At 55.9% G+C, this 24061-nt stretch carries 21 protein-coding genes; 16 read left to right on the forward strand and 5 right to left on the reverse strand.

Translation table 11 applies throughout. The features are described 5' to 3' along the window. Positions 1–228: 228 nt before the first annotated feature. The 4 genes from dnaK (at position 229) to nhaR (ending at position 5660) form a co-directional block, all read left to right on the forward strand. On the forward strand, positions 229–2151 hold the full coding sequence (gene dnaK, locus FHC49_RS16655) for a molecular chaperone DnaK (RefSeq protein ID WP_035896220.1): 1923 nt from the start codon (positions 229–231) through the stop codon (positions 2149–2151). An 88-nt stretch (positions 2152–2239) separates the two neighbouring features. After that, a complete protein-coding gene (gene dnaJ / locus FHC49_RS16660; protein ID WP_185668290.1) occupies positions 2240–3379 on the forward strand; it encodes a molecular chaperone DnaJ in 1140 nt (379 codons plus the stop codon). A 173-nt stretch (positions 3380–3552) separates the two neighbouring features. Beyond that, positions 3553–4722 (forward strand): Na+/H+ antiporter NhaA, encoded by a 1170-nt coding sequence (gene nhaA, locus FHC49_RS16665; protein ID WP_220440348.1) that lies wholly within the window; start codon positions 3553–3555, stop codon positions 4720–4722. A 38-nt stretch (positions 4723–4760) separates the two neighbouring features. Further along, positions 4761–5660: a transcriptional activator NhaR gene (gene nhaR / locus FHC49_RS16670; RefSeq protein WP_185668292.1), complete on the forward strand. Its 900-nt coding sequence runs from the start codon at positions 4761–4763 to the stop codon at positions 5658–5660. A gap of 138 nt (positions 5661–5798) precedes the next feature. Here the strand turns inward: nhaR and rpsT are convergent, their stop codons facing one another. Continuing rightward, positions 5799–6062, reverse strand: a complete 264-nt coding sequence (gene rpsT, locus FHC49_RS16675) for a 30S ribosomal protein S20 (protein ID WP_003018940.1) — start codon at positions 6060–6062, stop codon at positions 5799–5801. A 328-nt stretch (positions 6063–6390) separates the two neighbouring features. Between rpsT and ribF the strand changes: the two genes are divergently transcribed. From ribF to rihC, 6 genes are all read left to right on the forward strand, one after another. Next, complete coding sequence (gene ribF / locus FHC49_RS16680) at positions 6391–7329, forward strand: bifunctional riboflavin kinase/FAD synthetase (RefSeq protein WP_185668293.1); 939 nt, start codon at positions 6391–6393, stop codon at positions 7327–7329. Positions 7330–7362: 33 nt separating this feature from the next. Then, positions 7363–10212 (forward strand): isoleucine--tRNA ligase, encoded by a 2850-nt coding sequence (gene ileS, locus FHC49_RS16685; protein WP_220440349.1) that lies wholly within the window; start codon positions 7363–7365, stop codon positions 10210–10212. Then, positions 10212–10700, forward strand: a complete 489-nt coding sequence (lspA, locus tag FHC49_RS16690) for a signal peptidase II (RefSeq protein WP_185668295.1) — start codon at positions 10212–10214, stop codon at positions 10698–10700. Before ileS ends, lspA begins: the two co-directional genes overlap by 1 nt. Positions 10701–10817: 117 nt before the next feature. Continuing rightward, positions 10818–11267, forward strand: a complete 450-nt coding sequence (gene fkpB, locus FHC49_RS16695; protein ID WP_185668296.1) for an FKBP-type peptidyl-prolyl cis-trans isomerase — start codon at positions 10818–10820, stop codon at positions 11265–11267. A gap of 1 nt (position 11268) precedes the next feature. Then, the gene (gene ispH, locus FHC49_RS16700) at positions 11269–12219 is read left to right on the forward strand and encodes a 4-hydroxy-3-methylbut-2-enyl diphosphate reductase (protein ID WP_220440350.1); all 951 of its coding nucleotides are present in this window, start codon (positions 11269–11271) and stop codon (positions 12217–12219) included. 65 nt (positions 12220–12284) lie between these two features. Beyond that, positions 12285–13199: a ribonucleoside hydrolase RihC gene (gene rihC, locus FHC49_RS16705; protein WP_185668298.1), complete on the forward strand. Its 915-nt coding sequence runs from the start codon at positions 12285–12287 to the stop codon at positions 13197–13199. 6 nt (positions 13200–13205) lie between these two features. Here rihC and FHC49_RS16710 read toward each other — a convergent pair whose 3' ends face one another. Next, entirely contained in the window at positions 13206–14114 is a 909-nt protein-coding gene (locus FHC49_RS16710; RefSeq protein WP_220440351.1) for a LysR family transcriptional regulator, read from the reverse strand. Positions 14115–14206: 92 nt separating this feature from the next. On the opposite strand from FHC49_RS16710, the gene FHC49_RS16715 reads away from it, so the two are divergent. From FHC49_RS16715 to FHC49_RS16740, 6 genes are all read left to right on the forward strand, one after another. After that, entirely contained in the window at positions 14207–14839 is a 633-nt protein-coding gene (locus FHC49_RS16715) for an alanyl-tRNA editing protein (protein ID WP_220440352.1), read from the forward strand. Between the two features lie 269 nt (positions 14840–15108). After that, entirely contained in the window at positions 15109–15930 is an 822-nt protein-coding gene (dapB, locus tag FHC49_RS16720; RefSeq protein ID WP_220440353.1) for a 4-hydroxy-tetrahydrodipicolinate reductase, read from the forward strand. Positions 15931–16386: 456 nt separating this feature from the next. Beyond that, entirely contained in the window at positions 16387–17535 is a 1149-nt protein-coding gene (carA, locus tag FHC49_RS16725; RefSeq protein ID WP_220440354.1) for a glutamine-hydrolyzing carbamoyl-phosphate synthase small subunit, read from the forward strand. Between the two features lie 18 nt (positions 17536–17553). After that, a complete protein-coding gene (gene carB / locus FHC49_RS16730; protein WP_185668602.1) occupies positions 17554–20778 on the forward strand; it encodes a carbamoyl-phosphate synthase large subunit in 3225 nt (1074 codons plus the stop codon). A gap of 216 nt (positions 20779–20994) precedes the next feature. Next, positions 20995–21870, forward strand: a complete 876-nt coding sequence (locus FHC49_RS16735) for an ROK family protein (RefSeq protein WP_185668601.1) — start codon at positions 20995–20997, stop codon at positions 21868–21870. A gap of 103 nt (positions 21871–21973) precedes the next feature. Then, positions 21974–22207: a YgdI/YgdR family lipoprotein gene (locus tag FHC49_RS16740; protein ID WP_035896033.1), complete on the forward strand. Its 234-nt coding sequence runs from the start codon at positions 21974–21976 to the stop codon at positions 22205–22207. A 48-nt stretch (positions 22208–22255) separates the two neighbouring features. Here FHC49_RS16740 and FHC49_RS16745 read toward each other — a convergent pair whose 3' ends face one another. Genes FHC49_RS16745 through idnO form a run of 3 tightly spaced genes read right to left on the reverse strand, consistent with a single transcriptional unit; the run spans position 22256 to position 24030 of the window. Further along, positions 22256–22723, reverse strand: a complete 468-nt coding sequence (locus FHC49_RS16745; protein WP_220440355.1) for a YhcH/YjgK/YiaL family protein — start codon at positions 22721–22723, stop codon at positions 22256–22258. Further along, complete coding sequence (locus FHC49_RS16750; protein WP_185668599.1) at positions 22720–23250, reverse strand: gluconokinase; 531 nt, start codon at positions 23248–23250, stop codon at positions 22720–22722. Before FHC49_RS16750 ends, FHC49_RS16745 begins: the two co-directional genes overlap by 4 nt. Positions 23251–23265: 15 nt before the next feature. Then, positions 23266–24030, reverse strand: a complete 765-nt coding sequence (gene idnO, locus FHC49_RS16755) for a gluconate 5-dehydrogenase (RefSeq protein ID WP_185668598.1) — start codon at positions 24028–24030, stop codon at positions 23266–23268. Between the last annotated feature and the right edge of the window lie 31 nt (positions 24031–24061).

Raw genomic sequence — 24061 nt, forward strand, 5'->3', positions numbered from 1 at the left:
TGTGAATGAATATTGCCGGATTAGCCTTGCTGTTATCGCAATAAAACCGCACTGAATGAAAAAATTTTACGGCTGCCCCTTGATGGATGACGTTGCGACCCCATCTTGTAGTCAACCGCAGTGAGTGAGTCTGAAAAAAAACGATTCAGGGCAGTTGAAACCGCAGGTTTCGCCCTTATTACAGATTCACAACCACATGTTGACTGAATTTTTAGTGGAGACGTTTAGATGGGTAAAATTATTGGTATCGACCTGGGTACTACCAACTCTTGTGTAGCGATTATGGATGGCACTACCGCTCGCGTTCTGGAGAACGCCGAAGGCGACCGCACCACGCCTTCTATCATTGCTTATACCCAGGATGGTGAAACTCTGGTTGGTCAGCCGGCTAAACGTCAGGCAGTGACAAACCCGCAAAATACCCTGTTTGCGATTAAACGCCTGATTGGCCGCCGCTTCCAGGACGAAGAAGTTCAGCGTGACGTTTCTATCATGCCTTACAAAATTGTTGCCGCAGACAATGGCGACGCATGGCTTGATGTGAAAGGCACCAAAACTGCACCACCGCAGATCTCTGCTGAAGTGCTGAAGAAAATGAAGAAAACCGCTGAAGATTACCTGGGTGAGCCGGTAACTGAAGCTGTTATCACCGTACCTGCATACTTCAACGATGCTCAGCGTCAGGCTACTAAAGATGCTGGCCGTATCGCAGGTCTGGAAGTCAAACGTATCATCAACGAACCAACCGCAGCTGCGCTGGCTTACGGTCTGGATAAAGAAGTCGGCAACCGTACTATCGCGGTATACGACCTCGGTGGTGGTACCTTCGATATTTCCGTTATCGAAATCGACGAAGTTGATGGCGAAAAAACCTTTGAAGTTCTGGCGACCAACGGTGATACCCACCTGGGTGGTGAAGACTTCGATACTCGTCTGATCAACTACCTCGTTGACGAGTTTAAGAAAGATCAGGGCATCGACCTGCGTAACGACCCGCTGGCGATGCAGCGCCTGAAAGAAGCCGCTGAGAAAGCGAAGATTGAACTGTCTTCCGCTCAGCAGACCGACGTGAACCTGCCGTATATCACTGCAGACGCGACCGGTCCAAAACACATGAACATCAAAGTGACCCGTGCGAAACTGGAAAGCCTGGTAGAAGACCTGGTTAACCGTTCTATCGAGCCGCTGAAAGTTGCACTGCAGGATGCTGGCCTGTCCGTATCCGACATTCAGGACGTTATCCTGGTCGGTGGTCAGACTCGTATGCCAATGGTGCAGAAGAAAGTTGCTGAGTTCTTCGGTAAAGAACCGCGTAAAGACGTTAACCCGGACGAAGCTGTTGCTATCGGTGCAGCGGTTCAGGGCGGCGTTCTGACCGGTGAAGTAAAAGACGTGCTGCTGCTGGACGTTACCCCGCTGTCTCTGGGTATCGAAACCATGGGCGGTGTGATGACTGCGCTCATCAACAAAAACACCACCATTCCAACTAAGCACAGCCAGGTGTTCTCTACCGCTGAAGACAACCAGTCTGCGGTAACCATCCACGTGATTCAGGGTGAGCGTAAACGTGCATCCGATAACAAATCACTGGGTCAGTTCAACCTGGACGGTATCAGCCCAGCACCGCGCGGCATGCCGCAGATCGAAGTGACCTTCGATATCGATGCTGATGGTATCCTGCACGTTTCCGCGAAAGACAAAAACAGCGGTAAAGAGCAGAAGATCACCATTAAGGCTTCTTCCGGTCTGAACGAAGAAGAAATTCAGAAAATGGTTCGTGAAGCTGAAGCTAACGCCGAAGCTGACCGTAAGTTTGAAGAGCTGGTCCAGACCCGTAACCAGGGCGACCATCTGCTGCACAGCACGCGTAAGCAGGTTGAAGAAGCAGGCGAACAACTGCCGGCTGACGACAAAACTGCCATCGAGTCTGCGCTGACCGCGCTGGAAGCGTCTCTGAAAGGCGAAGACAAAGCGGACATCGAAGCGAAAATGCAGGCGCTGGCGCAGGTTTCCCAGAAACTGATGGAAATCGCTCAGCAGCAGCACGCACAGCAGCAGGCGGGTGCCGCAGGCGCTGACGCTTCCGCGAACAATGCGAAAGACGACGACGTTGTTGACGCTGAGTTCGAAGAAGTGAAAGACAAAAAATAATCGCCCTGATGCAGGGTAATTAATCAGCACGGGCGAAGAGGGTTTCCTCTCCGCCCGTGCTCGCATGTTAAGGGGCTGAAAAAAACCAATGGCAAAGCAAGACTATTACGAGATTTTGGGCGTTTCCAAAACAGCGGAAGAGCGTGAAATCAAAAAGGCGTACAAGCGCCTGGCCATGAAATTCCACCCGGACCGCAACCAGGGTGATAAAGAGGCCGAAGCCAAGTTTAAAGAGATCAAAGAAGCGTACGAGATCCTGACCGACGCGCAGAAGCGTGCGGCCTACGATCAGTACGGACATGCAGCCTTTGAACAGGGCGGTATGGGCGGCGGCGGTGCCGGTGGTTTCGGCGGCGGCGCGGACTTCAGCGATATCTTTGGTGACGTATTCGGCGATATCTTCGGTGGTGGTCGCGGCCGCCAGCGTGCATCTCGTGGCGCGGATCTGCGCTACAACATGGATCTTACGCTGGAAGAAGCGGTTCGTGGTGTGACCAAAGAGATCCGCATCCCGACGCTGGAAGAGTGCGACATCTGCCACGGCAGCGGCGCCAAAGCGGGCTCGCAGCCGCAGACCTGTCCAACCTGTCATGGCTCCGGCCAGGTGCAGATGCGTCAGGGCTTCTTCGCTGTACAGCAGACCTGCCCACACTGTCAGGGCCGCGGTACGCTGATTAAAGATCCGTGCAACAAATGTCACGGCCACGGTCGCGTTGAGAAGACCAAAACCCTGTCCGTTAAAATTCCGGCAGGCGTGGATACCGGCGATCGTATTCGTCTGACCGGCGAAGGCGAAGCGGGTGAACACGGCGCACCAGCGGGCGACCTGTACGTTCAGGTCCAGGTGAAGCAGCACGCTATCTTTGAGCGTGAAGGCAACAACCTGTACTGTGAAGTGCCAATTAACTTCTCTATGGCTGCCCTGGGCGGCGAGATTGAAGTCCCGACGCTCGACGGTCGCGTGAAGCTAAAAATTCCAGGCGAAACGCAAACTGGCAAACTGTTCCGTATGCGCGGCAAGGGCGTGAAATCCGTCCGCGGCGGCGTGCAGGGCGACCTGCTGTGTCGCGTGGTGGTGGAAACCCCGGTCGGCCTGAACGAGAAGCAGAAACAGCTGTTGAAAGACCTGCAGGAAAGCTTCGGCGGCCCAACCGGCGAGAACAACAGTCCGCGTTCGAAAAGCTTTTTCGACGGCGTGAAGAAGTTCTTTGACGATTTGACCCGTTAACCCTTCGCCCCTCGGGCGAGTGCGGACCAGACAAAAACCCGAAGCCTTCCGCTTCGGGTTTTTTATTGTTCGGCTAAACTGAATTATCATCCAGTTATAATCTGATTTTACCGATCTGTTAGACGCGATAATATGGTTTTATCGATGAATATGTGCTTATAGAGAGAGTAAAAGTGAAGCATCTTCAGCGCTTTTTTAGCAACGATGCCTCTGGTGGCATCATCCTGATTATTGCTGCGGTCCTGGCCATGCTGATGGCCAACATGGGCGCGACCAGCGGCCTGTATCATGCCTTCCTGGAAACGCCGGTGCAGCTGCGCGTGGGCGCATTAGAAATTAACAAGAACATGCTGCTGTGGATTAACGACGCCCTGATGGCGGTGTTTTTCCTGCTGATTGGTCTTGAGGTCAAACGCGAGATGATGCAGGGCTCGCTGGCTACGCGTCGTCAGGCTATTTTCCCGGTCATTGCCGCGCTGGGAGGCATGGTGGTGCCTGCGCTGGTCTACCTGGCGTTTAACGCTCAGGATCCGGTGGCGAGCGGCGGTTGGGCTATTCCTGCGGCGACGGATATCGCCTTTGCGCTTGGCGTGCTGGCACTGCTGGGCAGTCGCGTACCAGCCTCACTCAAGATCTTCCTGATGGCGTTAGCCATCATCGACGATTTGGGTGCCATCGTCATTATCGCGCTGTTTTACACTAACGATTTGTCGCTGCTGTCGCTGGCTGTCGCGGCGGCCGCCATTGTGGTGCTCGCGATTCTGAATATGAGCGGCGTACGCCGTACCGGTATCTATATTCTGGTGGGCGTGATCCTGTGGACGGCGGTGCTGAAGTCCGGCGTACACGCTACTCTGGCCGGAGTGATTGTTGGCTTCTTTATCCCGCTGCGCGAGCAAAACGGTAAGTCGCCGGCGAAGCAGCTTGAGCATGTGCTGCACCCATGGGTGGCCTTTATGATCCTGCCGCTGTTTGCCTTTGCCAACGCCGGTGTCTCCCTGCAGGGCGTCACGCTCGCCGGGCTGACCTCGCTGCTGCCGCTGGGCATTATTGCGGGTCTGTTTATCGGTAAGCCGTTGGGCATTAGTCTGTTTTGCTGGCTGGCGCTGAAGCTCAAGCTGGCGAAGCTGCCAGAAGGGGCCGACTTTTCACAGATTATGGCCGTTGGCCTGCTGTGCGGGATTGGCTTCACCATGTCTATCTTTATCGCCAGCCTGGCCTTTGGCAGCGTCGACCCGTCGCTGATTAACTGGGCGAAGCTTGGCATTCTGATTGGCTCGGTGATGTCGGCGGTCGTTGGATACAGTTTATTACGTGCGCATTTGAAGCCGCAGATGGCTTAAGCGCAAGATGAGAATCAAAGGAGAGGGGAGCACAGGGCATGTCGCACATTAATTACAACCACCTTTACTACTTCTGGCATGTCTACAAGGAAGGCTCGGTGGTGGGGGCGGCGGAGGCGCTGTTCCTGACGCCGCAAACCATCACCGGGCAGATCAAGGCGCTGGAAGAACGGTTGCAGGGCAAGCTGTTTAAACGTAAAGGGCGCGGGATTGAGCCGAGCGAACTGGGTGAGTTGGTCTTCCGCTACGCGGACAAAATGTTCACCCTAAGCCAGGAGATGCTGGATATCGTTAACTACCGCAAAGAGTCGAACCTGCTGTTCGACGTCGGCGTGGCGGATGCGCTATCCAAACGACTGGTCAGCGGCGTGCTGGATGCCGCGGTGGTGGAAGATGAGCAGATCCACCTACGCTGCTTTGAATCGACGCATGAGATGCTACTGGAGCAGCTGAGCCAGCATAAGCTGGATATGATTATCTCCGACTGCCCGATCGACTCGACGCAGCAGGAAGGGCTGTTCTCGGTGAAAATCGGTGAATGCAGCGTCAGCTTCTGGTGTATGAATCCGCCGCCGGAAAAACCGTTCCCGGCCTGCCTGGAGGAGCGTCGGTTGCTGATCCCGGGTCGTCGCTCGATGCTGGGCCGTAAGCTGCTGAACTGGTTTAACGTGCAGGGGCTGAAGGTTGAGATTCTGGGTGAGTTTGACGATGCGGCGCTGATGAAGGCGTTTGGCGCGGCGCATAACGCGATATTTGTCGCACCAACGCTATACGCGCATGACTTCTATGCCGATGACAATATCGTCGAGATTGGCCGGATGGACAACGTGATGGAAGAGTATCACGCGATATTCGCCGAACGGATGATTCAGCATCCGGCGGTGCAGCGTATTTGCCATCGCGATTATTCGGCGCTGTTTGCCGAACCATTTAAATAATCCGTTGTGCTTCAGGGCCGGTGCTGCAAGCGTTTGTAGCCCGGCCAAGCGAAGCGCCGCCGGGGAAACACCCAAATTACAGGCATAAAAAAACCCGCATTAAGCGGGTCTTTTTCAAAGCTGATAACAAGCGGGCGATTAAGCCAGTTTGTTGATCTGTGCAGTCAGGTTTGCTTTATGACGTGCAGCTTTGTTTTTGTGGATCAGACCTTTAGCAGCCTGACGGTCCACGATTGGTTGCATTTCGTTAAATGCTTTCAGTGCAGTAGCTTTGTCGCCAGCTTCGATAGCTGCGTATACTTTCTTGATGAAAGTACGCATCATAGAGCGACGGCTAGCGTTGTGTTTGCGAGCCTTTTCAGACTGAACGGCGCGCTTCTTAGCTGATTTGATATTAGCCAAGGCCAACTCCCAAATGTGTTCTATATGGACAATTCAAAGGCCGAGGAATATGCCCGTTTAGCCTTCTTTTGTCAATGGATTTGTGCAAATAAGCGCCGTTAATTTGACAACGCTGCATTACGTATTGATGGCGCAGGATTCTACCAGCTTGTGGGCAACGAATACAGTCCTTCCGGCACAAAAATCATGCGCGTCGGCCATATTTTCTTACCTTTCCAGCGGATGCTGATGAAAACATTCCTTCTTTCCGCCGTGAGGCGTAATCGCGGGTTAACGTGACGGGTTGTACAAGGTATACTCTGACGATTTTCACTCTTTTGAGCCAGACATGAAGCTGATACGCGGCATACATAATCTCAGTCAGGCACCGCATGGGTGCGTGCTGACCATTGGTAATTTCGACGGTGTGCATCGCGGGCATCAGGCGTTACTGCAAGGCTTACGTGCCGAGGGCAGAGCGCGCGGTTTGCCTGTGGTGGTGATGATTTTTGAACCGCAGCCGCTGGAGCTTTTCGCGGCTGACAAGGCCCCGGCTCGCTTGACGCGCCTGCGTGAAAAGCTGCGCTATCTGGCCGAGAGTGGAGTGGACTACGTCCTCTGCCTGCGCTTTGACCGTCGCTTTGCGGCGCTGACCGCACAGGACTTTATCAGCGAACTGCTGGTGAAGCGTCTGGGGGTGCAGTTCCTCGCCGTTGGCGATGATTTCCGCTTCGGCGCTGGTCGTCAGGGCGATTTCTTGTTATTACAGAAGGCTGGTGAAGATTTTGGTTTCGATATCACCAGTACCGAAACCTTCTGTCACGGTGGCGTGCGCATCAGTAGCACCGCCGTACGTCAGGCGCTGGCTGAGGATAACCTCGAACAGGCCGAAAGCCTTCTGGGCCACCCATTTATCATCTCCGGGCGCGTGGTGCACGGCGATGAACTGGGCCGCACCATCGGTTTCCCGACGGCGAACTTACCGCTGCGTCGTCAGGTGTCCCCGGTAAAAGGGGTCTATGCGGTAGAAGTCACGGGGCTGGGTGATAAGCCTCTGCCGGGCGTGGCAAATATTGGTACGCGCCCGACCGTTGCTGGCGTTCGCCAGCAGCTGGAAGTGCATTTGCTCGACGTTGTAATGGACCTTTACGGTCGCCATATAGATGTAGTGCTGCGTAAAAAAATACGCAACGAGCAGCGATTTGCGTCGCTGGATGAACTAAAAGCGCAGATTGCGCGTGATGAATTAACGGCCCGCGAGTTTTTTGGGCTTTCAAACCCGGCTTAAATGCCTACGTAAATATACGGAACCGAGAATCTGATGAGTGACTATAAATCAACCCTGAATTTGCCGGAAACAGGGTTCCCGATGCGCGGCGATCTCGCCAAGCGCGAACCGGGAATGCTGGCGCGTTGGACTGATGATGACCTGTACGGCATCATTCGTGCAGCCAAAAAAGGCAAAAAAACGTTCATTCTGCATGATGGCCCTCCATATGCGAACGGCAACATTCATATTGGTCACTCGGTTAACAAGATTCTGAAAGACATTATCGTGAAGTCCAAAGGGCTTTCCGGTTATGACTCTCCGTACGTGCCTGGCTGGGACTGCCACGGCCTGCCTATCGAGCTGAAAGTTGAGCAAGAATTTGGCAAGCCAGGTGAGAAATTTACCGCCGCCGAGTTCCGCGCCAAGTGCCGCGAATATGCCGCAACCCAGGTTGACGGTCAGCGTACCGATTTCATCCGTCTGGGCGTGCTGGGCGACTGGCAGAAGCCATACCTGACCATGGACTTCAAAACCGAAGCCAACATCATTCGTGCGCTGGGCAAAATCGTTGCTAACGGCCACCTGCACAAAGGCGCGAAGCCGGTGCACTGGTGCGTTGACTGCCGTTCTGCGCTGGCTGAAGCGGAAGTTGAGTATTACGACAAGACCTCTCCGTCCATCGACGTGGCGTTCCACGCCGCTGACCCGGATGCGGTAAAAGCGAAATTTGGTGCCGCGAACGTGACTGGCCCTGTCTCCCTGGTTATCTGGACCACCACCCCGTGGACCCTGCCAGCGAACCGCGCTATCTCTCTGGCGCCTGATTTCGATTACGCGCTGGTGCAAATTGACGGCCAGGCGCTGATTCTGGCAAGCGATCTCGTTGAGAGCGTGATGAAGCGCATCGGCGTGAGCGACTACACCACTCTGGGCACCGTCAAAGGCGCCGAGCTGGAACTGCTGCGCTTCACCCACCCGTTCATGGGCTTCGACGTTCCGGCTATTCTGGGCGACCACGTGACGCTGGATGCCGGTACCGGTGCGGTGCATACCGCCGGTGGCCACGGCCCTGACGACTATGTGATCAGCCAGAAGTACGGTCTGGAAATCGCTAACCCAGTTGGCCCTGATGGCGCTTACCTGGCAGGCACTTACCCAGAACTGGACGGCGTGAACGTCTTCAAAGCCAACGACAAAATCGTGGCGCTGCTGACGGAAAAAGGCGCACTGCTGCACGTAGAAAAAATGCAGCACAGCTACCCATGCTGCTGGCGTCACAAGTCACCGATCATCTTCCGTGCGACCCCGCAGTGGTTCGTCAGCATGGATAAAAAAGGCCTGCGTATTCAATCTCTGAAAGAGATCGACCGCATCGAGCAGGAAGGCCTGGCGAAAGAAGATCTGAGTGGCTGGATCCCGGCCTGGGGTAAAGCACGTATCGAATCCATGGTAGCGAACCGTCCTGACTGGTGTATCTCCCGTCAGCGTACCTGGGGCGTGCCAATGGCGCTGTTCGTGCATAAAGACACCGAAGAGCTGCACCCGCGCACCACTGAACTGATGGAAGCGGTTGCCAAATACGTAGAGAAAGACGGTATTCAGGCGTGGTGGGATCTCGACCCACGTGAAATCCTCGGTGATGACGCAGACAACTACGTCAAAGTGCCAGATACCCTGGACGTATGGTTCGACTCCGGTTCAACCAGCTACTCCGTCGTCGATGCGCGCCCTGAATTCGGCGGCCACGCGGCTGACATGTATCTGGAAGGTTCTGACCAGCACCGCGGCTGGTTCATGTCCTCCCTGATGATTAGCGTCGCCATGAAAGGCAAAGCGCCGTATCGCCAGGTACTGACCCACGGCTTCACCGTGGATGGTCAGGGCCGTAAGATGTCTAAATCTATCGGTAACACCGTTTCTCCGCAGGACGTGATGAACAAACTGGGCGCGGATATCCTGCGTCTGTGGGTAGCATCTACCGACTACACCGGCGAAATGGCGGTATCGGATGAAATCCTGAAACGTGCTGCCGACAGCTATCGTCGTATCCGTAACACCGCGCGCTTCCTGCTGGCGAACCTGAACGGTTTCGATCCGGTAAAAGACATGGTGAAACCGGAAGAGATGGTGGTGCTGGATCGCTGGGCCGTAGGCTGTGCGCAAGAAGCGCAGGCTGACATCATGAAAGCCTACGAATCCTATGACTTCCACGAAGTGGTACAGCGTCTGATGCGCTTCTGCTCCGTAGAAATGGGCTCGTTCTACCTCGACATCATCAAAGACCGCCAGTACACCGCGAAAGCGGACAGCGTGGCGCGTCGTAGCTGCCAGACTGCGCTGTACCATATCGCAGAAGCGCTGGTTCGCTGGATGGCACCTATCATGTCCTTCACCGCCGACGAAATCTGGGGCTACCTGCCGGGTAACCGTGAGAAGTACGTCTTCACCGGCGAATGGTACGAAGGTCTGTTTGGCCTGGCCGACAGCGAAGCGATGAACGATGCGTTCTGGGAAGAGCTGCTGCAGGTTCGTGGCGAAGTGAACAAGGTCATCGAGCAGGCGCGTGCTGACAAGAAAGTTGGTGGTTCTCTGGAAGCGGCAGTCACCCTGTATGCCCAGCCGGAACTGGCGGCTAAGCTGAATGCACTGGGCGACGAATTACGATTTGTCCTGTTGACCTCCGGGGCAACCGTTGCCGATTATGAAGCGGCAACCGCTGATGCCCAGCAGAGCGAACTGCTGAAAGGGCTGAAAGTGGCGCTGAATAAAGCCGAAGGCGAGAAGTGCCCGCGTTGCTGGCACTACACTCAGGACGTCGGTAAGGTGGCGGAACACGCAGAAATCTGCGGACGCTGTGTGAGCAACGTGGCCGGTGACGGCGAAAAACGTAAGTTTGCCTGATGAGTAAATCGATTTGTTCAACAGGGCTACGCTGGCTGTGGCTGGTTGTCGTCGTGCTGATTATCGATCTGGGCAGCAAATACCTGATCCTCCAGAACTTTGCTCTGGGGGAAACGGTTTCGCTGTTCCCGTCGCTTAATCTGCATTATGCGCGTAACTATGGCGCGGCGTTTAGCTTCCTGGCCGACAGCGGCGGCTGGCAGCGCTGGTTCTTTGCGGGTATCGCTATCGGTATCTGTGTGGCGCTGGCGGTGCTGATGTATCGCGCTAAGGCCTCGCAAAAGCTGAACAACATTGCCTACGCGCTGATTATTGGCGGCGCGTTGGGTAACCTGTTCGACCGTCTGTGGCATGGCTTCGTTGTCGACATGATCGATTTCTACGTCGGCGACTGGCATTTTGCTACCTTCAACCTGGCTGATACGGCAATCTGTATCGGTGCTGCGCTGATCGTGCTGGAAGGTTTCCTGCCGAAAAAGCAGGCGTAATCAAATAAGCGCAGTCTGTAGCCCGGCCGAGCGTAGCGACGCCGGGGAACTGCAGGCTACGCTATCTAATAACAATAATCGTCATTCCAATGTCGTAAGATAAAAGGCTGTCCCTGCATGTCTAACTCGATTCAAAGCAATAGTGCGGTGCTGGTGCACTTCACGCTGAAACTGGACGATGGCTCTACCGCAGAGTCGACCCGTAACAACGGCAAACCGGCGCTGTTTCGTCTGGGCGATGCCTCCCTGTCTGAAGGGCTGGAGCAGCATCTTCTCGGCCTGAAGGCCGGGGACAAAAAAGCATTCTCTCTGGAGCCTGACGCGGCGTTTGGGATTTCCACGCCCGATCTTATCCAGTATTTCTCCCGCCGCGAATTTATGGATGCGGGCGAACCGGAAATCGGCGCTATCATGCTGTTCACCGCAATGGACGGCAGCGAGATGCCAGGCGTGATCCGCGAGATTAACGGTGACTCCATCACGGTTGATTTCAACCACCCGCTGGCGGGCCATACCGTTCATTTTGATATTGAAGTACTGGAAGTCGATCCGGTACTGGAGGCGTAACATGCAGATCCTGTTGGCCAACCCACGCGGCTTTTGTGCAGGCGTTGACCGCGCTATCAGCATTGTTGAAAATGCGCTCGCCATCTATGGCGCGCCAATCTACGTTCGTCATGAAGTGGTGCATAACCGCTACGTGGTGGACAGCCTGCGCGCACGTGGCGCTATCTTTATCGAGCAGATTAGCGAAGTGCCGGACGGCGCTATCCTGATCTTCTCCGCCCACGGCGTTTCTCAGGCCGTGCGTAACGAAGCGAAAAGCCGAGACCTGACGGTCTTTGACGCGACCTGCCCGCTGGTTACCAAAGTGCATATGGAAGTGGCGCGCGCCAGCCGTCGCGGCGAAGAGTCGATTCTTATCGGCCACGCCGGTCACCCGGAAGTTGAAGGCACAATGGGCCAGTACAGCAACCCGAAAGGGGGGATGTACCTCGTCGAGTCGCCGGAAGACGTACTGAAGCTGGCGGTGAAAGACGAAAGCAAGCTGTCGTTTATGACCCAGACTACGCTCTCGGTGGACGACACTTCTGATGTTATTGACGCGTTGCGCAGCCGTTTCCCAAAAATCGTCGGCCCGCGTAAAGATGATATCTGCTACGCCACCACCAACCGTCAGGAAGCCGTGCGATCGCTCGCCCAGCAGGCGGACGTGGTGCTGGTCGTTGGGTCGAAGAACTCTTCCAACTCCAACCGTCTGGCCGAGCTGGCGCAGCGGATGGGTAAAGCGGCCTATCTGATTGACGATGCATCTGATATCCAGGAAGCCTGGGTGAAAGAGGCAACCTGCGTTGGCGTCACCGCCGGGGCATCCGCGCCGGATATTCTGGTGCAGAACGTCATTGCTCGCCTGCAATCGTTAGGTGGCGGCGAGGCGATTACCCTTGAAGGTCGTGAAGAGAACATCGTCTTTGAGGTGCCGCGCGAGCTGCGTGTGGATGTTCGTGAAGTCGAATAAATTAATTCTCCCGCAGATGTGAAAAAATGCCAGGCTTAACGTCTGGCATTTTTTATGGAGAAATCATGCGACTGCCTATCTTCCTGGATACCGATCCCGGTATCGACGATGCCGCGGCGATAGCCGCCGCGCTGTTTGCTCCCGAGCTGGATCTCCAGCTCATGACCACCGTCGCCGGCAACGTCTCCGTCGAGAAAACCACCCGTAATGGCCTGCAGCTGCTCCATTTCTGGGAGGCGGATGTGCCGCTGGCGCAGGGCGCGGCCGCACCGCTGGTTCGCCCGCTGCGCGACGCGGCGTCGGTACACGGCGAATCCGGCATGGAGGGCTATGATTTTGTCGAGCATAACCGCCAGCCGCTGGCAAAACCGGCGTTTCAGGCGATCCGCGATGCGCTGATGCTGGCATCTGAGCCGGTCACGCTGGTCGCCATTGGCCCGCTGACCAATATCGCACTGCTGCTGACGCAGTATCCTGAGTGCCGCTTCAATATTCGCCGCCTGGTGATTATGGGCGGTTCCGCCGGGCGCGGTAACTTTACGCCGAACGCCGAGTTTAATATCGCTATCGACCCGGAAGCGGCGGCGCTGGTGTTCCGCAGCGGCCTGGAGATTGTGATGTGCGGTCTGGACGTGACTAACCAGGCGACGCTCTCGCCGGAATATCTGGCCTCGCTGCCCGCGCTGAATAAAACCGGCGGTATGCTCCATGCATTGTTCAGCCACTACCGCAGCGGCAGTATGCAGAGTGGCCTGCGCATGCACGACCTGTGCGCGATTGCCTGGCTGGCACGCCCGGCGCTGTTTACTCTGCAAAGCTGCTACGTCGCCGTTGAAACACAGGGGCAATTTACCGCTGGAACAACGGTTGTGGATATTGAAGGGAAGCTCGGCCAGCCGGCTAACGCGCAGGTGGCGCTGGGGCTGGACGTCGAAGGCTTCCGCCAATGGGTGGCGGAGGTTTTTGCACTGGCGTCGTAATTATCATTAGCGGCTTTGCTGCGGCAGCTTCTCGCTCAGATAATCAATCATCGCCCGCATTCTGGCGGGCATATGCTGGTTACGCGTCCATAACAGCCACAGATCGCCGCTGTAGTCGCTGATAAACTCCCACTCCGGCAGTACCTGCACAATCTCACCGTTAGCCAGTGCTTCCTGCGCGGTAAACAGCGGCAGGCTGCCAATACCAAGATGGTTTTTCACCGCGTCCAGCCGCACGCCGGCATGGTTGGCGGCGTAGCGTCCGTGAGTCTGAATCGTCTCGCTCTTCTCCCCAAGCCGGAATTTCCAGCGCGCGTCGGCGGGCGTTTCACCGAGGCTGATACAGCTATGGTGGCGCAACGCATGCGGTGTGTCTGGCGTGCCGTGCTGACGTAAATACGCCGGGGTAGCGCAAATGACATGGCTGACCGGCATTAGCGCTTTGCCGTACAGACCGGGGGAGGGGGACTGGCTGATGCGCAGCGCCAGGTCGACGCCGTCGTCAATCAGATCCATATAGCGGTCTTCCAGGCGCAGGCACACGTCGACGTCCGGGTAGCGCTCAAGGAATTCGGCCATCAGCGGGTGAATCACAAAACGTCCCACCGCTTTCGGTACACTAACGGTCAGCTTGCCTTGGGCCACCTGCTGGCGGCTACTGCCGGAATCCAGCGCCATCTGCGCGGCATTCAGCATCTCCTGCGCGTGTTCGTACACCATTTTCCCTGTTTCGCTCAACGCCAGCTTGCGGGTGGTGCGATGCAGCAACTTACTGCCCAGCGCTTGCTCCAGGCGCGACACGCTGCGGCTAATGGCGGAAGGCGTGGCTCCAGCGGCTTTTGCCGCCGCGGTAAAGCTGCCCTGGTCAATAATCAACACAAAGGTGGCAAGGTCGGGCAGAAGGTTAGGGTTCATTTGTGCGTACCAGGCAAAGATGCATTGAGTGGGCGCAGGATTATCGCCGCAGATAAAGTGAATATACTCTTCTCATTAAGAGGAGAACAATCATGACTGAACGTCTTTATTACACCTGCGATGATGCTGAAGGTCGGGCTAACGTACTGAGCTGTACACCTGAGCCGGACGGGCGCTATGCGGTAGTGCTGGATAGCACCCTGTTTCACCCGCAGGGCGGCGGGCAGCCTGCGGATGTGGGCTGGATTGACAATGAGCCGGTTGAAGCGGTGATTGCGCGCGGTGACGAAGTGCTGCATATCGTGGCAAAACCGTTATCCCCCGGGGCAGTGGATCTACGTGTGGATGCCGCGCAGCGCAAGCTGCACGCTCGGCTGCATTCTGCGGGGCATCTGATTGGCCTGGCGGGTACGGAATTCGGCTGGCATCCGGTAAAAGCGCACCATTGGCCCAATGAGGGGCGTATTACTTTCGCCACCGATGAAGGTGCTATGTTGCCGGATGCGCCGTCGCTGCTGGCGAAAATCAGCGCCTGGCAGGCGGAAAATCTCGCCCGACAGGTGACATTCGCCGACGGACTGCGGCAGGTGGGTTTTGGCCATCTCCCGGCTTACCCGTGCGGAGGAACGCACGTTGCCCATCTCTCTGAGATTGGGCCGGTAACGATTACCCAGGTGAAGATGAAAAAAGGGCAGATGATCGTCAACTACACGCTCGAGGCGTAAAACCGACGCCGCGAAATTATCTTCGCGGATTCGCTGGCCACTGCTCGGTTTTCCCGCTGTTTTCCCACCCCTAATCGCCATCCCGAGCGAGTTTGACTTCTTTCCCTTGCTGCGGCAATGATTCATCCTGCGGGATGAATCATGTCTTTTACTGATATTCCTCTCTGTTTATCATTAAATTCTAATTATGGGCGTTTTCGGCTGGCGACCCTGCAGCGGGCTGGTTACTCTGAAAACGATTTACGCAATTTTAACAAAAGAGAATAGCTATGCATGATGCACAAATCCGCGTCGCCATTGCTGGCGCTGGCGGCCGCATGGGACGGCAGTTAATCCAGGCAACCCTGGCGATGGAAGGAGTTCAATTAGGGGCAGCGCTGGAGCGTGAAGGCTCTTCTTTACTGGGCAGCGATGCCGGTGAACTGGCGGGCGCAGGCAAGTCTGGCGTCACCGTTCAGAGCAGCCTGGATACGGTAAAAGATGATTTTGACGTGTTCATCGATTTTACCCGCCCGGAAGGCACGCTGGCGCATCTGGCGTTTTGCCGCCAGCACGGCAAAGGCATGGTCATTGGCACCACCGGCTTTGACGATGCCGGTAAACAGGCCATTCGCGAGGCTTCAGAAGAGATTGCGATCGTTTTCGCGGCCAACTTCAGCGTTGGCGTTAACGTCATGCTCAAGCTGCTGGAGAAAGCGGCAAAGGTCATGGGCGACTATACCGATATCGAAATTATTGAAGCGCACCACCGCCACAAAGTGGATGCACCGTCAGGTACGGCGCTGGCAATGGGTGAGGCGATCGCCGGGGCGCTGGATAAAGATCTGAAGGACTGCGCGGTCTACTCGCGTGAAGGTTATACCGGCGAACGCGTGCCGGGTACCATTGGTTTTGCCACCGTTCGCGCCGGTGACATTGTCGGTGAACACACCGCGATGTTTGCTGATATTGGCGAGCGTGTAGAGATCACGCATAAGGCTTCCAGCCGCATGACGTTTGCTAACGGTGCGGTGAGATCGGCATTGTGGCTAAAGACTAAGGAAAATGGTCTTTTTGATATGCGTGATGTGCTGAGTTTGAATGAACTATAAGTATTTATTACCCATCGTGATGTGGTTATTGTAGTCATAATTACTTGATTACAGAGGGCAATATTTTATTGCCCTTTTATTTTGTCTTTTTTTTATGATTTTTTTTATGAAAGCATTATTTTCATAAATTATCCGGCTTAAATGTGTTGGTTAAATGTAAATTTTGACCATCTGGTCTACTTTTTTACTCCCCTCAGTGAAATTTAACACTCTTCCTGCTCCGCAAGCGTTTTCTACAATGAGTTAGTTGATCTTTTTGATGGCTATCGCCTTGCTGCCACATCAGTGGCGCAAAATAATAATAAAAATTGTCCTTTAAGGTAGACATTTGCCGAGGCTGTCACTAGAATGCCGCCGTTTGCCAGAAATTCATCGGTAAGCAAATTTGCATTGATTTGTGCCATTGTTATGAATTAATATGCAAATAAAGCGAGTAAATATTCTCTGGAGGGTGTTTTGATTAAGTCAGCGCTATTGGTTCTGGAAGACGGAACCCAGTTTTACGGTCGGGCCATAGGGGCAACGGGTTCGGCGGTTGGGGAAGTCGTTTTCAATACTTCAATGACCGGTTATCAAGAAATCCTCACTGATCCTTCCTATTCTCGCCAAATCGTCACCCTTACTTATCCCCATATTGGTAATGTCGGCACCAACGCCGCTGATGAAGAGTCCTCTCAGGTTCACGCTCAGGGTCTGGTTATTCGCGACCTGCCGCTGATTGCCAGCAACTACCGCAACACCGAAGACCTCTCTTCTTACCTCAAGCGCCATAACATCGTGGCGATTGCCGATATCGATACCCGTAAGCTGACGCGACTGCTGCGCGAGAAGGGCGCTCAGAACGGCTGCATCATCGCAGGCGATAACCTGGATGCTACGCTGGCCTTAGAAAAAGCCAAAGCGTTCCCGGGCTTAAATGGGATGGACCTGGCAAAAGAAGTGACCACGGCTGAAGCCTACAGCTGGACGCAGGGTAGCTGGACGCTGGCGGGTGACCTGCCGGAAGCGAAATCCGAAGAAGAGCTGCCGTTCCACGTGGTGGCTTACGATTTTGGCGCGAAGCGCAACATTCTGCGTATGCTGGTTGACCGCGGCTGCCGCCTGACGGTGGTGCCAGCGAAAACCTCCGCCGAAGAAGTTCTGGCGATGAATCCAGACGGCGTGTTCCTGTCTAACGGCCCTGGCGACCCGGCACCGTGCGACTACGCTATCGACGCGATTGAAAAATTCCTCCAGACCGAGGTGCCGGTATTTGGCATCTGCCTCGGCCATCAGTTGCTGGCGCTGGCGAGCGGTGCGAAGACCATCAAGATGAAGTTTGGTCACCACGGTGGTAACCACCCGGTGAAAGACATGGATAAGAACGTGGTGATGATCACCGCGCAGAACCACGGTTTTGCGGTGGATGAAGCGTCGATGCCAGCTAACCTGCGCGTGACCCACAAATCTCTGTTCGACGGTACCCTGCAGGGGATTCACCGTACCGATAAACCGGCGTTCAGCTTCCAGGGCCACCCAGAGGCGAGCCCAGGCCCGCACGATGCGGCACCGCTGTTCGACCACTTTATCGAGCTTATTGAGCAATACCGTCAGTCCGCGAAATAATCAGGAGTAATAAGAGCCATGCCAAAACGTACAGACATAAAAAGTATCCTGATTCTGGGCGCGGGCCCGATTGTTATCGGTCAGGCGTGTGAGTTTGACTACTCTGGTGCCCAGGCGTGTAAAGCGCTGCGCGAAGAGGGCTACCGCGTCATTCTGGTGAACTCCAACCCAGCGACCATCATGACTGACCCGGAAATGGCCGATGCAACCTACATCGAGCCGATTCACTGGGAAGTGGTACGCAAAATCATCGAAAAAGAGCGTCCAGATGCGGTTCTGCCGACGATGGGCGGCCAGACCGCGCTGAACTGCGCGCTGGAGCTGGAACGCCAGGGCGTACTCGAAGAGTTCGGCGTGACCATGATTGGCGCTACCGCCGACGCGATTGATAAAGCAGAAGACCGCCGCCGTTTCGACGTGGCGATGAAGAAAATCGGCCTCGATACCGCCCGTTCCGGTATCGCGCACACCATGGAAGAAGCGCTGGCAGTTGCTGCTGACGTCGGCTTCCCATGCATCATCCGCCCAAGCTTCACCATGGGCGGCACCGGTGGCGGTATCGCTTACAACCGCGAAGAGTTCGAAGAAATCTGCGAACGCGGCCTGGATCTCTCGCCAACCAACGAGCTGCTGATTGATGAATCACTGATCGGCTGGAAAGAGTACGAGATGGAAGTGGTGCGTGATAAGAACGACAACTGCATCATCGTCTGCTCTATCGAAAACTTCGATGCGATGGGCATCCACACCGGTGACTCCATCACCGTGGCGCCAGCGCAGACCCTGACCGACAAAGAATACCAAATCATGCGTAACGCCTCGATGGCGGTACTGCGTGAAATCGGCGTCGAAACCGGTGGTTCTAACGTCCAGTTCTCGGTGAACCCGAAAGACGGTCGCCTGATTGTTATCGAAATGAACCCGCGCGTATCTCGCTCCTCGGCGCTGGCCTCAAAAGCAACCGGCTTCCCGATTGCGAAAGTGGCGGCCAAGCTGGCAGTGGGTTACACCCTCGACGAACTGATGAACGACATCACCGGCGGCCGTACCCCGGCCTCCTTCGAACCGTCTATCGACTACGTTGTGACCAAGATCCCGCGCTTCAACTTCGAGAAGTTTGTTGGCGCGAACGACCGTCTGACCACGCAGATGAAATCTGTTGGTGAAGTGATGGCGATTGGCCGCACGCAGCAGGAATCCCTGCAGAAAGCGCTGCGCGGCCTGGAAGTCGGCGCGACCGGCTTCGACCCGAAAGTGAGTCTCGACGACCCTGAAGCGCTGACCAAAATTCGCCGCGAGCTGAAAGATGCGGGCGCTGAGCGTATCTGGTACATCGCCGATGCCTTCCGCGCGGGCCTCTCCGTCGATGGCGTGTTCAACCTGACCAACATCGACCGCTGGTTCCTGGTGCAGATTGAAGAGCTGGTGCGTCTGGAAGAGAAAGTGGCGGAAGTGGGCATCAACGGCCTCGACGCTGACTTCCTGTTCCACCTGAAACGCAAAGGCTTTGCCGATGCGCGTCTGGCAAAACTGGCGGGCGTACGCGAAGCGGAAATCCGCAAGCTGCGTGACCAGTATAACCTGCACCCGGTCTACAAGCGTGTGGACACCTGCGCGGCGGAATTCGCCACCGACACCGCTTACATGTACTCCACCTATGAAGAAGAGTGCGAATCCAACCCGTCCGTTGACCGCGATAAAATCATGGTCCTCGGCGGCGGCCCGAACCGTATCGGTCAGGGTATCGAATTCGATTACTGCTGCGTTCACGCCTCGCTGGCGCTGCGCGAAGACGGGTACGAGACCATCATGGTCAACTGTAACCCGGAAACCGTCTCTACCGACTACGACACTTCCGACCGCCTGTACTTCGAGCCGGTCACCCTGGAAGACGTGCTGGAAATCGTGCGCATCGAGAAGCCGAAGGGCGTTATCGTGCAGTACGGCGGCCAGACCCCGCTGAAGCTGGCGCGTGAACTGGAAGCCGCAGGCGTACCGGTTATCGGTACCAGCCCGGATGCCATCGACCGTGCGGAAGACCGCGAGCGCTTCCAGCATGCGGTTGACCGTCTGAAGCTGAAGCAGCCGGCGAACGCCACCGTGACCGCGATTGAACAAGCGGTTGAGAAGGCGAAAGAGATTGGCTACCCGCTGGTGGTGCGCCCATCCTACGTACTCGGCGGCCGTGCGATGGAAATCGTTTACGACGAAGTTGACCTTAAACGTTACTTCCAGACCGCTGTCAGCGTATCCAACGACGCACCAGTGCTGCTGGACCGCTTCCTCGACGACGCGATTGAAGTCGATGTCGACGCTATCTGCGACGGCGAAATGGTGCTGATTGGCGGCATCATGGAGCACATCGAGCAGGCGGGCGTTCACTCCGGTGACTCCGCGTGCTCCCTGCCAGCCTATACGCTGAGCCAGGAAATTCAGGATGTGATGCGTGAGCAGGTGCAGAAGCTGGCCTTCGAACTGCAGGTACGCGGCCTGATGAACGTGCAGTTTGCGGTGAAAGATAACGAAGTCTACCTGATTGAAGTCAACCCACGTGCGGCGCGTACTGTACCGTTCGTCTCCAAGGCGACCGGCGTACCGCTGGCGAAAGTGGCGGCGCGCGTGATGGCAGGGAAAACCCTGAAGCAGCAAGGCGTGACCAAAGAGATCATTCCACCGTACTACTCGGTGAAAGAAGTGGTGCTGCCGTTCAACAAATTCCCAGGCGTTGACCCACTGTTAGGGCCAGAAATGCGCTCTACCGGGGAAGTGATGGGCGTGGGCCGTACCTTCGCGGAAGCGTTCGCCAAGGCGCAGCTGGGCAGCAACTCCACCATGAAGAAACAGGGCCGTGCGCTGCTCTCCGTTCGCGAAGGCGACAAAGAGCGCGTGGTTGACCTGGCTGCTAAGCTGCTGAAACAGGGCTTCGAGCTGGATGCGACCCACGGTACCGCGATTGTGCTGGGCGAAGCCGGTATCAACCCGCGTCTGGTGAACAAGGTGCACGAAGGTCGTCCGCACATTCAGGACCGTATCAAGAATGGCGAATACACCTACATCATCAACACCACCGCAGGTCGCCAGGCGATTGAAGACTCCAAGCTGATTCGCCGCAGCGCGCTGCAGTACAAGGTGCATTACGACACCACCCTGAACGGCGGTTTCGCGACGGCGATGGCGCTGAATGCGGATGCCAAAGACAAAGTGACTTCCGTCCAGGAAATGCACGCACAGATGAAAAAATAAGTGCGAGCGATAAAATAAAACGCCGGGCAACTGCCCGGCGTTTTTGTTTTTGTAACCCGTCCAGGCGAAGCGCCGCCGGGAGCGTCTCGACGCTAACCCCGACGGTATTTCTCCAGTACGTTTCTCATGTTGAGAGAATGCACAAGTTTAACCATTTATCCTCACGGCATAATGGCCCGATTTCTTTCTGTTACTACTCATAACTACGGAATATATATGGCTATTTTGTTATTTGATTGGGGTGGGAGTTCAATTAAGTACGGCGTCTGGCATCAGGACACTTTAACGGATACGGGGGCAGTAAAAACGCCTGATAGCTGGGAGAAAATGCAGGCACAACTGCTGGAAATCTGCCGTCAGTACCAGCAGCGCTATGACATTCAGGGCGTGGCCATTAGCGCTCCCGGCAGCGTAGACCCTGAACGCGGCGTGATAGGTGGCCTCAGCGCCATTCCTTATATCCACCACTTCCCGATTGTCGAGGCGCTGACGGCGCTGTTTGGCCTGCCGGTCAGCATTGAGAACGATGCCAACGCGGCAGGTATTGCCGAGGCGGCGTTGGGGGCCGGGCGAGACTATCGGCACGTGCTGTTTGTGATCGTCGGCTCAGGCGTGGGCGGGGCTATCCTGGAAGATAAAGTGCTGCGTCGCGGTAGTCACGGTTATGCAGGTGAGTTTGGCCTGATGACGCTGGAGGGCGGGCAGACGTTCAGCGAACTGGGCACCGCCGTGGCGATGGCGCGGCGCTACGCGCAGCGGATGTCGCTTGAGCTGGATTCGATTTCCGGGGCCGAGGTGTTTCGTCTGGCCGAGCAGGGCGATGAGGTCGCGAAGCAGGAAGTGGCGCAGTTCTACCACTGGATGGCTGTCGGCTTGCTCAATTTGCAGGTCTGCTACGATCCGGATTGTCTGGTGATCGGCGGTGGGATCTCTGCCAGCGATGCTATTTTTGCCGGGATCGCCTCTCGCTTAACCGATCTGGTCGCGGAAAAAGATCTCGCGGAATTTATGCCGAAGCTGCTGCTCTGCCAGTACCGCAACGACGCCAATCTTATCGGCGCAGCGGTGAGCTTTACACAGCAACATGGCTAAAATGTCGCTTCGGAGTGTTCTGGTTTCCCTCTCGCTTTCAGCCAGCTAACCTAAAATGGTTAGAGTGATAACGATTTTAGCTGAGAAGCAGGAGGGAAACATGATGCAATATAAGCGACTTACCGTAGCGATTCTGACCGCCGGCGCGCTCTTTACCGTTGCTGGGTGTTCATCCAACCAGGCGTTAAAAACTACCGATGGGAAGACTATCGTCACCGACGGGAAACCGCAGGTCGATGAAGATACCGGCCTGGTGTCTTACAAAAATGCTGAAACCGGCAAAACCGAACAGATCAATCGCGATCAGGTGCGGTCGATGGGTGAGCTCGATAACTAAACGTTATTCGTGGCCCCGCGAATGCAGTGCGGGGCCAGCGCATAACGTTTAAATCAATGCGCTATTGATTTTGACGATGATTTTACGCAGCGGTGCGCCCGCGCCAAGGCTGCTCATCGGGCGGTGCAGTTCGCCGGGGAAGATGATGGCAATCTCTTCCGGGTGCAGGTGAATCAGCGTTTCGCTGCTGATTTGCGTGCAGAAGCCGATATCATGCGCGTCGTTAAACGCGCCGTCCTCGACAATCTCCAGTCCCTTATTACCCGCCCCAATAATCTCTTCACCCTTCAGTACGATGTGAATATCAATATATTGACGATGATACTCCGGGCGCTGCTCGGCAAGCGGCTTGCTTTCTCCTTCTACCACGTTGAAGAACAGGTTATCGCCATCGACGGTATATTTACCCGGCGGCAGGGTGTGTGGCTCCTGTTGGATCACGGCGCGCAGCGCCTTGCGGATAGCCTGCGGATAAAAGGCGGTTTTCTCCGCGTTGTACAGCGTGTCGATAATCATGCCGGAACTCCCGATGCGGGTTGATGGGCTAAAAGGGTGAGCGAGCGGGCAACAATGCCCGGTACATCTCCGGAAATATCGACCGGCAGAATGTCCGGCTCGCGGTCGTCTGGGGCTTCCAGCGCGGCAAACTGGCTTCGCAGCAACGCTTCCGGCATAAAGTGGCCTTTGCGCGCCTGCATACGTTGCAAGATGCAGTCGTAGTCACCGGTCAGCCACAGGAAGCGCAGATGCGGATTACCCGCGCGCAGCTGGTCGCGGTAGCGCTTTTTCAGCGCCGAGCAGACCAGCACGCCGGACTCGTTTTTCTGCCCGAGGCTAAAGATCACATCGCCAATACGTTCCAGCCACGGCTGGCGGTCGCTATCCTCCAGCGGCTGGCTGGCGGCCATTTTGACGATATTGGCCCGTGGGTGAAGGTCATCGCCGTCGATAAACTTCGCCCCCAGCGCCTGGGAAAGCGCTTGCCCGACGGTGGTTTTTCCGGTGCCGGAGACGCCCATTAAAATAATGCATTGTCCTGCCATGGTTTTGCTCCCGACTCAGACGGCAACCAGCATGCCGCCGTCAACAAACAGCAGATGCCCATTCACAAAATCAGAGGCTTTCGACGACAGGAATACCGCCGCGCCAACCAGCTCCTGCGGGTCGCCCCAGCGGGCGGCTGGCGTACGTTTGCACAACCAGTCAGTGAAGGCTTTATCGTCAACCAACGCCTGGGTCATGGCGGTTTTAAAGTAGCCAGGAGCGATACCGTTAACCTGAATGTTATGGCGCGCCAGCTCCACGCACATTCCGCGGGTCAGCATTTTGACCGCGCCTTTGGCGGCGGCGTACGGGGTGATGGTGTCGCGGCCCAGTTCGCTCTGCATCGAGCAGATATTGACGATTTTCCCCGCGCCGCGCGTCATCATGCGTTTGGCCACGGCCTGGGAAACCAGGAAAACGGCGGTCTGGTTCACGGCAATCACGTCGTTCCATTCTTTCACCGGAAACTCGGTGAACGGATGGCGGCGCTGGATGCCGGCGTTATTAAACAGTACGTCGATAGCGCCGATGCGAGTTTCAATATCGGCAATAGCGTTTTCCACCGACTCCGGGTCGGTGACGTTAAAGACCGCAGTATGGGCGGTGGCACCCTCGTCGCGGAGTTTCATCGCCGCCTGCTCGGCGCGTTCTGCGGAGATATCGTTGATGATGATTTCCGCGCCGTACTGGGCCAGTCCCTGAGCCATCACGTAGCCGATACCTTGTCCGGAACCGGTAATTAAAATGCGTTTGCCTTGCAGGCTGAATAAGTTGTTCATCACAGTGTCCTGTATTGCGAGCCGATGCGCC

Source organism: Kluyvera sp. EC_51, assembly GCF_019584505.1.
Taxonomy (GTDB): Bacteria; Pseudomonadota; Gammaproteobacteria; order Enterobacterales; family Enterobacteriaceae; genus Kluyvera; species Kluyvera sichuanensis.